We start from the raw sequence: 15,732 nt of genomic DNA on the forward strand, positions 1-15,732 counted from the left end.
ACGCCACTATCCTCCACCTCATGGGCATCGACCACCGCAAGTTCAGCTTCAAGTTCCAGGGACTGGATCAGCGCCTCACCGGCGTGGAGGAGCATCATCCGGTGAAAGCGGTGCTGGCGTAAAATTGCCACAACAGCCTTGAGTGCGCTCAAAGTGACCCGCTGAACGGGGCAGGGGTTTCCTCGTTCCTCTGTTCATGGCTTGTCGGGGAAATGAGAAGATGAGGTTGCGTATCTGTTGGTGAAAAGGGGCGGATGGATGCGTTTATGCTGGCTCCATGAAACGACTTCTTCTTCTCTCCTTCTTCACGGCGGCGGTGTCTCCGATGCAGGCGCAGCTCAGTCCGAACGGTGCCACGGCTTCCTTCAAGGGCAGTCTGCCGCCGAAACCGACGGCGGCGTTGTCATCCGAACAGGAGGCGGCGATTGAGAAGGAGCTGGCGGCGGTGACACAGGCGTTTGCGGCGGTGAAGAAACACGCGCGTGCGGCGGATGCGGAGATTTTTCTCAAGGCGGTGCGCTACGCGCTGGAGTTTGACGAGTGGTATGACAAGAAACCGGAGGACGGCGTCAAGAAGGCGACTGCGCTGCTGGACGAAGCAAAGAAGCGGATCGAGTCGCTGACGAAGAACGAGACGCCGTGGATGAATGGCAGCGGACTGAAGGTGCTGGGCTTTTACTCGAAGATCGACGATTCGCCGCAGCCCTACGGTGTGGAGGTGCCGGAAGGACTGGAGTTCGGCGCGGGGAAAAAGCCTGTGCCGATGTGGATCTGGCTGCATGGCCGGGGCGACACGGCGACGGACCTGCCCTTCGTGTATTCACGACTGATGGCGAAGAAGCCGGGACAGTTTCAGCCAGCAGGTACGATCGTGATTCATCCGTTTGGCCGTTACTGCAACGGCTGGAAGAGCGCGGGGGAGACGGATGTGTTTGAATGCCGCGATGATGCGACCAAGCGTTTCAACATCGACACGAACCGCATAGCGCTGGCGGGATTCAGCATGGGCGGGGCGGGTGCGTGGCATTTGGGGGCGCATTACGCGGACCAGTGGGCCTGCGTGCACACGGGGGCCGGATTCGCCGATGTGAAGCGCTACCAGAAGCTGACGCCGGACAAGTATCCCGCATGGTATGAGCAGAAGCTCTGGGGTGTGTATGACGTGCCGGACTACGCGCGGAATTTTTTCAACGTGCCGCTCATCAGCTACAGCGGGGAACTGGATGCGCAGCGTGACTCGGCGGAGTACATGATCGAAGTGCTCGGCAAAGAAGGCCTGCATCCGCCGCATCTCATCGGTCCGGGCATGCCGCACAAGTATCACCCGGAGACGCTCAAGGAAGTGCAGGCGTGGATCGAGAAGGCAGTGGCGAAGGGGCGTGATCTCTTCCCTGACGAAGTCCACATTCAGACCAAGACGCCGTTTTACGGCCGCATGAAGTGGATGAATCTCCACGGTCTGGAGGAGAGCTGGAAGGAGGCCCGGTTGGACGCCAAGGTGGCGGACGGGCAGACGATTGAGATCAAGACGAGCCATGTGACGCGCATCGTGTTTTACCCACCGCCGCAGGCGCGCAAGGGCGGGGGATCGCTGAAGGTGATCGTGGACGGTGCGGAACTGAAACTCACGGTGGGCCCGGAACTGCCGCAGTTCGAGACATTCATGAGTCCGGGGCCGAAGGTGCCCGGCTCGATGTGCCGCCTGATCAAGGAGAACGGCGTGTGGCGTGACTTTGGCAACGAGCAGCCGTTTCAACACGAAGGTCCGCAAGGCGGCAAGCCGTCCTCGCATCCCGGCCTCATGGACATGGCCTTCCTGAAGCGTTTCCTTGTGGTGCTGCCGGATGGCAAGTCGTCCTCACCCGCCGTGGATGCGTGGGTGGCGGCCGAGTCGGCGCATTTTCTCACACGTTGGCGCAGCCTGATGCGCGGTGATGCGCGCGTGGTGAAGGCTTCGGAGATCAAAGACGTGATCGAGGCGGGCAAGACGCAAAGCCTCATTCTCTGGGGCACGCCGGAGTCGAACTCCTGCCTCAAGCAACTCGCCGCAGCGCTGCCGGTGCAATGGAGCGCGGAGAAGGTGGGCCTTGGCGGGCGGTCGTTTGATGCCAGGACGCATGTGCCGCTGCTGACTTATCCCTGCCTCCAGTCCCCCGGCTTTGAGGTGGTGATCAATTCCGGCCTGACCTTCCGCGAGGCGCATGACCGGACGAACTCGCTGCAAAACCCCAAACTGCCCGACTGGGCCATTCTGGACATCACCCAGCCGCCGAACGCCGAAACGGCGGGCAAGGTGGTGGCGGCGGACTTTTTCGATGAACGCTGGCAGGTGAGGAAGAAATAGCGGGAGTTTTGTGCCTTGGAATGAACGCGGTACTTGACGCGGTGCGGCTCTGTCCTCGAAGGTACCGCTTCAACCCCCGACCGCCCTGTCGCGATCATGTCCGAGACTCCCGCCCAACCTTCAGCGCCCGATTTTGATTCTGCCATCCAAGCCGCCCGCGTGGTGGTGGAGGCGCAGCGTGAAGCCGTGAAGGAGTATCCGGGCAAGGCTCCGGCGCTGGTGCGCGCGCTGCAGGTGCTGGGAGACGCGCAGCGCGAGGCGGGAGACACGGACGGAGCCGAGGCGACGTATCTGGAGGCGCTGGAAGCTGGCGCGAAGCTGGAGCTGCCCGCCGAAGCCATCGCCAATGTGCGCACGAGCCTGGCGACGCTGCTGGACTTCAGCGGACGTGAAACGGAGTCGCTGCCTTACTACGAGGAGGCGATCAACAATCATGAGGCGCTGGGCGGGGAGAATCTCGAAGTCGCCGCGCAACTGCGCAACAATCTGGCGATGACGTACAAGTGTCTGGGCAAGTTTGCGCTGGCGGAGCAGCACTATCTGCGCGCGCTGGAGACGCTGGAGAACAAGCGCGGACGCGAGTCGGAGTCGGTGGCGTGCGTGTACAACAATCTGGGGAGTCTGTATTACGCGGCCGGTTTTCCCGACCAGGCGAAGGAGATGTTTGAGGACGGTCTCAAAATACGCATCAAGGTGCTGGGAAACAAACATCGTGATGTGGCGCAGTCGTACTGCAATCTCGGCACGGCCTGCCATGAACTGGGTGAAAACGCCGCGGCGCAGCAGCATTTCGAAACGAGCCTGGGCGTCCTGGAGTCCCAACTGCCGGCGGAAGCGGCGAGTTACGAGGCCATCGGGCAGGATTACATCGCGATGCTGGATATCATCGGTGAAGAAGGCAAGGCGGCGGCCTTCCAAAAGCGTCTGGAAAAGACGCTGACGACGGTTTGAGGCACCGCAGCGTTTGCCAAACGCGCCGTCCGCATGAAAGGTGCGTGCGGATGACTCCAACGCCTGCTCACAACGAAAAAATCTGGACTGGCACCGCCGTGTCAGCGGGCGTGGCGTATGCGGTGGTGCATGTGCTGAAGGATCATTTCGATGAGCCGGACGAGGACAGCATCGAGGAGGGAATGGTGGACCAGGAAATGACGCGTCTGCACGCGGCGCTGGCGGTGACACGTCAGGAGATCGAGGAACTGCAACGTGTGATGGACGGGGAGCAGGGCAGCGCGGAGAGCGAGATCTTTGAGACGCATCTGCTGATCCTGCAGGACGCGACGATTCTAAAACAAACGGAGAAGACGGTGCGCGAGCAGCGGGTCTGCGTGGACTGGGCCTATTACAAGCTGATGTGCAAGCACATGGATGCGCTGCGCGGGCTTTCCGACGCGTATCTGCGTGAGCGCTTTCTGGACATCAAGGATGTGACGCAACGCGTGATGCGCCACCTGCGCGGCGAGCTGATGCAGCATCCGATGTTTGACGAGCCGGTGATCGTGGTGGCGCATGACCTGACGCCTTCGGACACGGTGCAACTGGACCGCAGCAAGGTGCTGGGCTTTGCGGTGGAAACGGGCAGCGCGGTGTCGCATGCGGCGATCATCGCACGCTCGCTGGCCCTGCCTGCGGTGGTGAAGCTGCACGGCATCTGCGAGGAACTGCACAGCGGCGATACAGTGCTGCTGGACGGCGAGGGCGGGCAACTGATCCTGAATCCGACGGCGGAAACGCTGGCGCGCTACCGCACGCGTGAAGAGCAGGCGGAGCGGCGTGAGGATGTCTTCCAGGAGGAGCGCCACAAGCCTTCAACGACGCTCTGCGGCACCATGATCTGCGTGGGGGCCAATGCGGAGTTTATCGAAGAAGTGGGCATCGTGGAGGACAGCGGCGCGGAGGAGGTGGGGCTGTTCCGCACGGAGTTCCTGCATCTGGAAAACCCGGATGCGACGGAGGATGAGCTCACCGCAGCCTACAGTCGTGTGGTGAAATCACTGGCGCCGAAGCGCGTGGTGTTTCGTACGCTGGACCTCGGCGGCGACAAGATCGATGAGCGTCTCGCGGTGGAACCGGAGCCGAATCCGTTTCTTGGCTGGCGCGGCATCCGGTTGTCGCTGGGCAGGCCGGATTTGTTCAAGCGCCAGCTTCGCGCGCTGCTGCGTGCGGCGGCGCATGGCCGGGTGGGAATCATGTTCCCGATGGTTTCCGGTGTGCAGGAAGTGGTGGATGCGAAGGCGGTGCTCAATGACTGCGCGGAGGAACTCATCGCCGAAGGCATCGACGTGCCCGAGGAAGTCGAGGTCGGAGCGATGATCGAGATTCCCAGCGCGGCGCTGTCAGCGGATTTGATTGCCGCCGAGGTCGATTTCCTCAGCTTGGGGACGAATGATTTGATCCAGTACACCATTGCTGTGGACCGGCTGAACGATCGCGTGGCAGGACTGTACCAGCCCACGCATCCCGCCGTGCTGCGGTTGATCGGCATGTCGGTCAAAGCGGCGCGTGGCGCGGGCATCCGCATCGGCATGTGCGGGGAGATGGCGTCGGATCTGCGGCTCACGCCCTTGATGATCGGTCTCGGTTTGAACGAACTCAGTGTGGCGACGACGCAGATCGCGCGGGTGAAGCATGCGGTACGGCGTCTGTCCGTGTCGGAATGCGAGGAGCTGGCACGCGCCGCCCAGACATGCACCAGCCCGGTCGAGATTCTGGCTCTCAGCCGGGCTGTGGCAGATCGGTGCTACCCCGAATTGTTCGAGTAGCCCGTGGTTTTGGGGTCAAGCGGCGAGTTTGGCCTTCGCTTTGCGAGCGGGTTTGGCAGGCTTGGGGGCCATCGTTGGGCGGAAGGCGTCGCCAAAGAGATACTGGCGTGCGCTGTCCACCTGGCCCATGACGCGGCGGTTCCATTTGGTGTATTCCTTGCCCAGGCGTTCTTCGACATCGCCCTGCTGCAGGGCATGGTCGAGACTGATGCGCTCGTTGCTCAGTTCGAGTTGGAAGGTGATCTCCGGGATGTGCAGTTCCACGGCTTCAAACATGTCCATCACGCGGGCGGCGTAGCTGGTGTCCCACACCTTGTCATCCTCGTCGTAGCAGCTCGTGACGAGATGGGCGATGAGGTATTCCGCGTTGTCGGAGAAGACCTCTGCGGCTTCGATCACGGAATCAAAGCTCTCACGGTCCGCCGTGACGGGCAGCACCACGGAAACGGCCACACCGGTCTCATGGAGGATCTGGTCCATCTCCGAGCCTTGGTAGAACTTGTTGAAGAACTCTCCCAAGCCGGTTCCCACGTCCAAAATGGTCAGTGGGGCGGCATCGACGTGGGCGAGGAACTCTCTCGGGGTCAGTGAACTGGCATCGAGAGCCTTGGAACCCGGCTGGGCCGGGATGTCCTCTTCGGTGAGGGAGAGGAGTTGATGGGCGACACCATACTGCTGGAGGTAGCGGTGGAAGCAGAGAGCCAAAGTGCTCTTGCCGGTGCCGGGATAGTCGTTCTGGATGAGGATGAGCTTCTTCATAGTATTTTTCGCAGATTGCATGTTAATTATGTAAATTATGGAAAAGATTGCAAGAATAAATATTTCGCATTTCCATAATTTCAATGATTCGCTGCTGGCTTGAAATGGCCCAATCCAAGTAAAATCAAGGCTTTGGAGCCCATCTGCCTCACTAGCTTTGAGGGCTGAAAAAAAGTACCAAGACCAGCCGACGAGCCTTTAAAATGACCCCAAGCAAGTTGGAAATGACTCCAAAGGTCACGCAAACTCACACCGAAGCCGCCCTTGCGCAGCGCCAAGGAGGCACTACTATCCGCCGCTCTAAGCACCTCCTACCCCGTGGTGTAATGGTAACACAGGAGATTTTGATTCTCTCGTTCAAGGTTCGAATCCTTGCGGGGTAACCACTCGGAGTGCGGCTTGAGATTTTAGGGTGCAGGGATCACCCACACACCTGTTGTCGCGCTGCGACGGTTGAGGAAAGCGGCACGAGCGGTCTTGAGCAGCAGAAGATCATTTTGCGAACGCAGGCTTGCGTCCCCGGAAGAGGTCCAGATGGCCGGGGTGTTCGGGGGCTGGAAGAACCAGTAACCGTTGTAGCCGCTCGCTCCCGGTTGGTTGTCGCCTTTCCAAAGCTGGAAGGTGTCGGCGGTGGTGGGATTCGTGGTGGCGGTAAAAACCGTGGTGTCAGTCATTCTCAGACTGAATGGCGAGGCATCCAGCGGCCAAGGACTGGTGAGCAGGCTGTAGCCTTGCGTCACCAACTGCGCAAACGGCGTGGTACGGACCTGGCCGGTGACGACGATCGAGCGTGCCACGGTGCTGCCGGTCTTCAGCAGCACGCCAGTGCCGGGCGGGATGATCGTGGCATCAGCGCTGGTCAGCGTGGCGTCGCCTGCGGCGTTCCATTGATGATATGATCCGGCCTTCAGCAGCCAAAACGAACGGAAGCCGGAAGACGTGAGAAACAGGATCTGATCGGCGGTGGAAGGGGTGTTGGTGCCATTCAGGACGGTTTTGTCGAACACTTGGCCGAGCGTGACGTGCTTGTGGATGGCGATGCGCGCGCCTGAGATGTCGGTGGGGACATCCAGGAGCGTGTTGTTGGCGGATTCAGTGTCGATGACGATTGCTCTGTCGCCGATGTGCGCGAGATCGAAACGATGACCGGCATGTGGACCGCTGCGGATTTCCAGGTAGTAGCGGGCATCAGGATCGACGACACCCGGCAGATACGAGGCATCCGTGATGTACACGGCATTGCCGGCGGACGAGTGCGCGTAACCGGCAAAAACGGGCGCGTTCACCCCATTCACGCCGATCGTTTGCGTGCCGCGTTGCGTCGTGATCTGCTGCCAGGTGACGGCGGGGGTGGTCGCGGTGTCGCCTGTGGACGTGCGCTGTACCCTCAAACGCACCATGCCGCGGACAAGGCTCTGATCTGCGACGGTGTCGAGATTTTCCCAGCGCAGGGTCTCGGTGCCGTTGTCGTCATCGATGACGGCGGGTGTGGTGGCGAGGAAGCTCCACGTTTTCAAATCCGTGCTGCTTTCCAGGAACCAATGCAGATCGCTGATGCCCTGAGGGCGCACGATGCTGGCGCTGACGTGGCCGTTTTGAGTGTCGAGGCGCAGCACTTCACCGGCGTTGATGCCACTGCCTGCGCTGCCGCCGAGCGCATACTCCAGAAGATCGGGCAGATCATCACCATCGGCGTTGGTGGCGGCGGTGGTCATGCTGCCCGAGCCGTTGCTGCGTCCGCTGTCGGTCCATGCGGCGAATGTGGCGGGGTAGGTGGTGCCGGTCATGCCGGTTTCATTGATCAGCAGACGATCAGCAGGCACCACTTCGAGCGGCTGGCTGGTGCTTTCCCACAGCAGGCGTGCCACGGCATCGCCACCGTTTTCATAGAACTCCATCTGAATCGTCACGGGCACGCCGGCTTGGAGATCGATCTCGGCGGTGTTCCATTCTTCGCCATGATGGGTCCAGTTGTTGATGAGCAACTGGCCGTTCACCCAAAGGCGCACGCCGTCATCACTCATCGTGGTGAATGTGTGGCGTTCGCTGTGGCGCGGGACGATGCAGCCGTGCCAGCGCACGCTGAAGTTGTCCGCTGCGAGGCGTGTGTCGGGCGCGGCGGCGTCCCAGCGGAAATCGACCGTGCTGTCGATGCGGCTGAAGCGAAGCTGGTCGAAGTTGATCCCGGCAAAGTAATCGGCGGTGAGGCCGTTTTGACGTGTCGGCGGCGTTCCATGGATGTTCGCGATGTCGATGTAGTTCAAGGCGGTGACGCGGTCGGCGGCGCTGCCGTTGTCGAGCGTGAGGCGGCCGTCCGCGACAGACACCCGGAGTGATTTGACCTGAAACTTCCCGGCGGCGCAGGCAAGCGCGCTCCAGACCACAGTGCCTTCCACGCGCAGCGTGTTGGTGCTTGTGGCGGTGGCGTCACCCACGCTGATGACGAGATCGTATTCGCCATTCGGCACGGCGATCTCCCACCTGGCGCCGGTTCTCATGCGGATGAACGTGTCCTGGCGCTGGTCGCTGACGGCGTTGCGATCGCGGCCCTGCTTGCTGTGATCCATGTTCCAGCCGTGCTCAAGACCGTTGCGCACGGCAAAGACAGCGCCGTTGTCCGCCACGTATCCATTGGGTTTCGGTGCACCGGCATTTTGGAAATTGATCTTCGCGGCAAAGGCTGCGGAGGGAGCAAAGGACACGGTGAGTGTGTTGGAGGCGCTGTTGCCCTGCGCCGAGCTGTCCTGGGCGGCGTTGGCAGGCATGCGCACCGTCACATCGCCGGTGGTGGCAGGTTGAATGGTCGCGATCCAGAGCGAGCCGCTGCCGCTGAGGCCGGTGACGTGGCCGTTGGTGACGATGAAATCGGCTTCGCTGACATCGGTGACGTTTTCACTGAACTGGGCGTTCACGGTGAAGCTGCCGGCGATGTTGCTGGATGCTGTTGAAAGCAGAACGCTTGGCACAGGATCGGCGGTGGTGGTGTAAATCACATCCAAGGTGTTGGAGGTGCTGCTGGTGTTGCCTGCGGCGTCGCTCGCGGCATTCGCGGGCAGTTGGATCGTGACGTTGCCGTTGGTCATCGGCGTCACGGTCACGCTGTAAGCGCTTCCGCTGCCGTTGAGGGAGGAAACACTGCCATTCGTGACGATGAAGTCGCTCAAGGCGACGCTGGAAACATTTTCACTGAACGTGGCGGTCACTTGGAAAGCGGCGCTGACGTTCGTTGATGCGGTGGCGAGCGTGACGGTGGGTTGGAGGGTGTCCGCAGGTGTGAATGTGACGCTCAAGGTGTTGGAAACCACACAGCCATTGCCGGCGGCATCTGCGACAGCTTCGGCGGGAAGCAACACCGTCACGCTGCCTGCGGCGTTCGGTGTGATGGTGGCGCTGAAGTTCGATCCGCTGCCGGTGACGTTGGAGGCGGTGCCATTGGTCACCGTGAAATCACCGGCGGTCAGACCAAGGATGTTTTCGCTGGAGGTGAGGCTCACGTCGAAGGCGGCGCTCACGTTGCTTTCTGTGGTGGCCAGCGTGATCACGGGTCGGGTCACATCGCTGGTGTTGGTGAGGTTCAACACGTTGGAGGCGAGGTTGCCGAGTCCGGTGGCATCGGTCATCACATTCGCGGCGATCTCGATGCGCACATTCGCGGCCAGCGGACCCACATTGAAGCTGAAACTCATTCCGGTGATCGCGAAACCACTGATCGTGCCACCGGTGATGCTGATGTCGGCGGCGGTGAAACCCGTGGCCGCTTCGCTCAAGACCCCGGTGACAGGGAAGGTGGTGTTCACGGTGCTGCTGGCCGTGGCGAGCACAATGTTCAACGGTGAGGGCGCACTCACGACTGCGTCGTCAATTTGAGAGAGAAAGGACACGACTTGAGAGAGCTGGGCGTCTGTAAGAAGCACCCCCTGGTGAGCGCGCACCGCATCGGCAAGAGTCGCGGCGGAACCGTCGTGCAAATACGGTGCGGTGTTCCAGAGTCCGCGCAGCGTTGGAACATCGAAGCCGGGGAGCGTGGTGTTCAGGCGCCTGCCGCTGCTCGGTTTGATCGTGCCGACATCGCGCAAGACATGGAGCGCACTGTTGGTGAAGCGCGTGCCGCTGTGGCAGGCGGCGCAGTTTTGCGCACGGAAGATCTGCTGGCCTGCGACCGCGTCGGCGGTGAGCGTGCCGTTGCTGTTGCGGCTCGGGCTGCTGCCGTTTGTGGTGAGGGAGGTCACATAGGCGGCGAGGGCATCGAGATCAGCGCTGAGTCCGGCCTTGGGATCGCCCAGCGGCTGGCTGCGTGTGCCGGCGTGGAAATTCGCATCGCTCATGAGACCGAGGCCGCCGGCGAAACCACGCATCTGACCTTCAAAATCTTGAATCTCGTCGAAGTTGCCGGTCCAGTGAACGGGGCCGTGCGTGCCATGGCCTTTGAGGGAGATGTTGTTGCGCAATCCTTCACCAAAGCCGGTGAAATCCCACACGCGGCCGTCCTGTCCGCCGTCGTTGTGGCAGGTGGCGCAACTGACATACTGCTGGAGGGCGATGCGCGGGTCGCGTGAATCGTAGAAGAACTGTTTCCCTTTCAAAACTGCGGCGGTGAGCTTCTCGGTGGTGATGCAGTTCAGCGTGGCCGTGAGTGTGGGCGCGGTTTCGGCTCCGTTGAGAACCGCGCTGACATCGTGAACGGTCACCGTGCGGTCCATGAAGTTGTGCACGTAAAGCGTGCGGCCATCGGGCGAGGTGATGACGCCCTGCGGTGCACGCCCGGCGGTGAAACGCAGCAGTTCGCGCTTTCCCCACGCATCCACCACCGCGACCTCGCGGCTGCCTTCGAGCGCGGTGAAGAGATACATGCCGGTGCGCTCGTAGGCGGCGGTGCTGGCGATGCCGGCGTCGTTGAAATCAATGCGCGCGGCGAAATCTTCGGCCTCCGTGGTCAGATCAATGCGTGAGGTGATGCTGCGCACGGTGCTGTCGTGGGTGAGCGGCCTGCCATCGCGCAGCATGCCGCGTTTGATGTTGTCCTTCTTCGACGGCACCCATGCGCTGATGCCATCGGGGCTGAGCACGGCAGGACCGAGATAGTTTGGAATGCCACGTCCGGTGATGGAGCTGTCCTCATCGTTGCTGTGTTCGAGAATGATCGTCTTGGCGACGCTCATGCTTGCCGCAGTGATCACCACGACCTGGCCGCCGAACTTCATCGAGCCCTGCTGTGTGATGACATGGGCCGTTTCCTCGCCGGGCAGCCGCGGTGTGATGAAACGCGTGGCAAAAACCTTCGTGCCATCGGCGCTGATGGAAAGATGCCGCACGTCGCTGCCGACAGTCGCGGTGGCGGCGATCTGCGTGGGCGTGGCCGGATTGATCTTCACGACGCGGCCGGTGTCCTGCAAGGAGACGTAGGCGTTCGTTCCGGCCGGATCAAACACGATGGCATACGGACGTGATCCGCGCGCCAGCGGAACCGTCTGGGCGACGGCGAGATTCGTGCCGATGATGGTGATGCTGCCGCTCTCGCTGTTCACCACCCAGGCACGGCCGTCGGGCGCGATGGCGATGCTGCGCGGGCCCTTGCCGGTGGTGATGATGCCGCTGCGTGCGCGTGTCACGGCGTCAAACACGGTCACCTTGTCCTGGTCGGGATTCACCACCCAGAGCCGTGCATTCGCACCGCTGCGGACCTGATAGGCGATGCTGCTGGAAACGGCGGGTGGTGCTGCGGTGAGCGCCGCATGAACGGCCTGGCGGAAGCTGGTGGTGACTTCGCGGCCCGTGTCGTCGCGTGCGGTGAGCGTGACGAGATAACGTCCTGGCGGGCTGAAGGTCTGTGTGATCGTGTTGCTGCTGCTGAAGGCCGTTTCGGCCGAGCCATCGCCGAAGTTCCACTTGTACTGCGGATTGAGACCGCCGGTCGAGCTGGCGGTGAAGGTGATGGCGGTGCCCACCGGCACCGGAGCATGGCTCAAGGGCGAAAGCGTGAGCGCGGAGTAGATGGTCCATGCAAACGTGGTGGATGACGCCGGTTTGATGCCGTCATTGACGGTGATGGTGACATTGAAGACGCCTGTGGCGGCAGGAGTGCCGGAAATGACGCCGCTGCCGGCATGGATGGCGAGTCCTGCTGGAAGACCGCTGGCGCTGAAGCTGGTGGTGGCAGGCTGATAGCCTGTGGCGTTCATCGTGACGGGGGTGATGGCCGTGCCCGCCGTGCCGGTTTGATCTCCTGGACTGCTCAGTGCGTAAGTGATGGCCGGATCGACCTGGATGATGCGCGAGACGGAGTAAACGCCGTTCGGTGCGATGGCGAAGAGCATCCAGTGCCCCGGCGTCATCACGTTGATGTTGGCATGCGCGTTGACGGCATAAACACCGGGGCTGGTCTGTGTGAACGGCAGATTGAGGAAGCGCAGGTCGCTGGTGACGCTGTGGGTCAGCGAGGTGAGCTTGATGAAAGTGAAGCGGCTCAGGCCGGCGGTGGCACGCACGTTGAACGTGAGGCCGGGACCGATGGCGGCGGGCGCTTCGGTGATGGCGGGGCGTGCGGCCAGGGTGCCATCGGCATGGTACAGCGCCGCAGGCGTGTAAACCTGCGCGTCCCGATGGTCGGCGGAGTTGCCGCTCAGGCCGCCGCCGCCGGACCACACGCGGCCATCGGGGAGCAGCACGGCCAGCGAGTGATAATTCCGCGGCACCTGCATGTTCGCGGCAGTGCGCCACTGGCCGGTGACGGGGTTCCAGATTTCCGGCGTCATCACGCTGTCGTTGTCGCTGAATTTTTCCTGCGAGCTGTTGCCGCCGATGGCCATGACCTCGCCGTTGGGCAGCACCACGCCGTTGGCGAAGGTGCGCGCATGGGTGAGGCTGCCGGTCTGCGTGATCGCTGGCGTGCTGCCGTTGATGTCGATGACGTAGGCGAGATTGGAGGCGCCGCCGCCGTTGGTGCGGCCGGCGGAGTGGAGGATTTTGCCGGTGTCAAACATCACCACCGCGCCGTCTTTGGGATAGTAGGCGCCGGGAACGGTGGCGCTGGTGCTGATGAACTGGCCGCCGCCCGTCGGATCGACCCAGTGCATCGTGTGCGTGGGTCCGGTATGCGCGATGCGGCCGTCCGGTGCGACGTGAAGAAACGGATGCCAGATGGATTCAAAGCCGCCCTCACTGTGCGCGAGCGCCCAGTTGATGCCGGTCAGGCGCGTCCAGCCGCTGCTTTCCTGCCAGCGCTCCGCCGTGTCGCTGCCGCCGGAGCCGGAGGCGGTGAAGATGGTGCCGTTCGGCAGGGCCACACTGGTGTTGTACCAGCGTGGGTCCTGCATGTCCGGCGCCGCGCTCCAGGCATTCGTGCGCCAGTCGAAGAGGCTGCATTTGCGGATGGTGTTGTTGCCGCCGTTCACCAGCAGGCGGCCGTCCTTGAGCAGGGAAACGCCGCCGCAGAACATGTCGTGCCGCGTGTTGTTGATTTCTACGAAGGCGCCTGTGCGGTAGTCCCAGGTGGCTGCGTAAGTGGCATTGCCGACCGGGAACGTGGTGCGCTGGCTGGAGGCAAAGGTCAGCAGGCGGCCGTCAGGAAGCTGCGCGCAGGTCACCGGGATGTGTGGTGTCCAGGCGATGACGGAACTCCACAATCCCAGCGTCGAATACTGCGCGGGCACCGGCGGCAGCATCTGCGTGGCGGTCGGGCCGGCGGCAGGCGCGAGGCGTGCGGCTTCGGCGGCGAGGACATCGCTTTCTTCGTGGCTCAGGACGTCCGCGCGCGCGGTGGTTCCCATGAGCAGCGTGGCGAGGAGCAGGCGTTTCATTGTGTGGCAGGGGCGGATTCGGGACTGACGAAGGTTTCGTCAGTCAGTGTTTTGAGAAAGGCCGTGAGGTCGGCCTTTTCCTGCGCGTTGAGTTGGATGCCAGCCTCGGGATGCTTGGCGAGATTGGGGTCGAGCGTGGACGAGCGGCGCACCTCGCCGCTGTAGTGCTCCACCACTGCCTCCAGCGTGGCGAAGCGCCCGTCGTGCATGTAGGGCGCGGTGAGCGCGACGTTGCGCAGGCTCGGCGTCTTGAACTTGCCGTGGTCCGCCGCGTTCTTCGTCACCGCCATGCGGCCAATGTCATCAGCGGCGAGTTCGAGGCCGTTGTTGGCAAAAGCCTGGCTCGTGAACAACGTGCCGCCGTGGCAGTGAAAGCAGTCCGCGCCACGCAGGCCGCGTTTGGGGTCAAACTCGGTCACAAAGAGCTGCAGACCGCGCTTCTCATTCTCGGCGAGTTCCGCCACCTTGCGCGCGGCCCGGTCAAAGCGTGATTCCTGCGAGATGAAGGTCAGCAGAAATTGTTCCAGCGCCTTCGCCAGGCGCTCCGCAGTGATCCCGGCGGAGCCAAAGGCCTTGGCAAAGCCAGTCTTGCATTCCGGGTCCGCATCGAGTTTCGCGATGACATTCGGCAGCGTCTCGTTCATCTCGTTCTTGTCCTGGATCGGCATGAGCACCTGCTCGCGCAGCGTGGCAGCGCGGCCGTCCCAGAAGAAGCCTGGATGCCAGGCCAGGTTGAACAACGGCATGGCGTTGCGTTTGCCCGGCTGCTGCTGTGCGCCGAGGCTGAAGCGACGCGGATCAGCGAAGGCATTTTTTGGATCGTGGCACGACGCGCAGGACTGCGTGCCGTTGATCGAAAGCCGCTTGTCGTGGAAAAGCTGGCGGCCCAGCGCCACGCCTTCCTCGGTCAGCGGATTGTCAGCAGGCAGTTTCACCTGCGGGAAGCGCTGGGTGATCGCGGGCGTCAGCGGATGCGTGCCAGCGGGGAAGGGGGCGGGTGTCTCGGTAAACGCCGGGGTTTGATACACATCGTAGTTCACGCCACGCACGCGGAAGGCCTGCTCGAGGTTGGTCTTCAAGGTTGCCGCCAGCGGATCGCCTGCACGCGAGTGCGTCGAGGTGCCGTCCTTGGCAAAGTCGATTCCCTTGAGCACGCGCGTGACATCCAGATCCAGCGCCAGCGTCAGCGGACGCCCGCCACGAAATGCCACCGGCAGTTCCACCGTCATCAACTGCGGCGCATTGGCCACGTGATAGGAGAAGCCGTCCTCCTTGCCGCCATTCTGGAAACGGCCTTCGAGCGCCAGAAAAATGTAGCCGCCCATCCAGCCCCAGTGCAGGCCGTTGACCTGCGGATTCAGCGCGTGATCCGGCGCATGGCGGTTCGGGTCCGCCTTGTTCACCGTCTCATCCACGCCGATGCGGAAGCGGATGCCCGTGTACTCGCCTTCCGGTATGCCGCTGCCCTTGGCGGTCATGCGGCCTGAGGCGGCGCTCACATAGGCAAACCAGTCCAGGGACTCCAGCCAGGGGCCGTCTTTCTTCTTCAACGCCAGCCCGGAGAGCAGAAAGTCCAGCCGCGTCACCCGTGCGGCGGGCCGCCCCGCCAGCGCTTCGTTCAGCCGCATCTCCGCACCCTGGGTCACAGGCCGAACGTCCAACCGCAGTTCTTGAGCGACCGCAGGCAGCATGAGCACCAGCACCATCAAACCCCCGCCCAAAGCCGGAAAAAACCGTCTGGGGAGGCTGAGATTCGCAAGATTGAAGCGCAAGATTGGCATCTTTTCCAATTCTGACACGACTTTCTATATTTGTCATACAGCGTTAAGTCAGGACTTTGTAAGTTCGATCCGGCGGGATCAAGGAGCGGGGACAGCTTTTTGAAAAGCTGAAATGGGAAAGTAGAAAGCTGAAATTCTGATCTGATCTCAGCCTCCCCATTTTCAGTTTTTCAGCTCTCTCATTTGCCTCCTCCTCAGGTGCTGCTGCTTTCCCATTTCCCATTTCCCATTTCCCATTTCAGCTTTTCAGTTTTCAGCCTTTCAGCCTTTCAGCCTTTCAGCCTTTCAGC

General features: G+C 62.1%; 7 protein-coding genes and 1 tRNA gene. 5 read left to right on the top strand and 3 right to left on the bottom strand.

All coding sequences use genetic code 11. From position 1 onward, the window contains the following. The 4 genes from U1A53_RS27055 to ptsP form a co-directional block, all read left to right on the top strand. The coding region (locus tag U1A53_RS27055; RefSeq protein WP_345786474.1) for a DUF1501 domain-containing protein at positions 1–122 on the top strand (122 nt) is incomplete at its 5' end. 155 nt (positions 123–277) lie between these two features. Then, positions 278–2,344 (top strand): prolyl oligopeptidase family serine peptidase, encoded by a 2,067-nt coding sequence (locus U1A53_RS00475; RefSeq protein WP_322278166.1) that lies wholly within the window; start codon positions 278–280, stop codon positions 2,342–2,344. A 96-nt stretch (positions 2,345–2,440) separates the two neighbouring features. Next, on the top strand, positions 2,441–3,295 hold the full coding sequence (locus U1A53_RS00480; protein ID WP_322278168.1) for a tetratricopeptide repeat protein: 855 nt from the start codon (positions 2,441–2,443) through the stop codon (positions 3,293–3,295). Positions 3,296–3,345: 50 nt separating this feature from the next. Further along, positions 3,346–5,106, top strand: a complete 1,761-nt coding sequence (ptsP, locus tag U1A53_RS00485) for a phosphoenolpyruvate--protein phosphotransferase (RefSeq protein WP_322278170.1) — start codon at positions 3,346–3,348, stop codon at positions 5,104–5,106. Between the two features lie 15 nt (positions 5,107–5,121). Here the strand turns inward: ptsP and U1A53_RS00490 are convergent, their stop codons facing one another. After that, a complete protein-coding gene (locus U1A53_RS00490) occupies positions 5,122–5,865 on the bottom strand; it encodes a hypothetical protein (RefSeq protein ID WP_322278172.1) in 744 nt (247 codons plus the stop codon). Between the two features lie 312 nt (positions 5,866–6,177). Between U1A53_RS00490 and U1A53_RS00495 the strand changes: the two genes are divergently transcribed. Beyond that, positions 6,178–6,251, top strand: a tRNA-Gln gene (locus U1A53_RS00495). Positions 6,252–6,272: 21 nt separating this feature from the next. Here the strand turns inward: U1A53_RS00495 and U1A53_RS00500 are convergent. Both U1A53_RS00500 and U1A53_RS00505 read right to left on the bottom strand, forming a co-directional pair. Then, the gene (locus tag U1A53_RS00500; RefSeq protein WP_322278175.1) at positions 6,273–13,661 is read right to left on the bottom strand and encodes an Ig-like domain-containing protein; all 7,389 of its coding nucleotides are present in this window, start codon (positions 13,659–13,661) and stop codon (positions 6,273–6,275) included. Further along, positions 13,658–15,433 (bottom strand): MbnP family protein, encoded by a 1,776-nt coding sequence (locus U1A53_RS00505; RefSeq protein WP_322278178.1) that lies wholly within the window; start codon positions 15,431–15,433, stop codon positions 13,658–13,660. Before U1A53_RS00505 ends, U1A53_RS00500 begins: the two co-directional genes overlap by 4 nt. Between the last annotated feature and the right edge of the window lie 299 nt (positions 15,434–15,732).

Origin of the sequence: Prosthecobacter sp., from assembly GCF_034366625.1 — a bacterium.
In the GTDB taxonomy this organism is placed as follows: Bacteria; Verrucomicrobiota; Verrucomicrobiia; order Verrucomicrobiales; family Verrucomicrobiaceae; genus Prosthecobacter.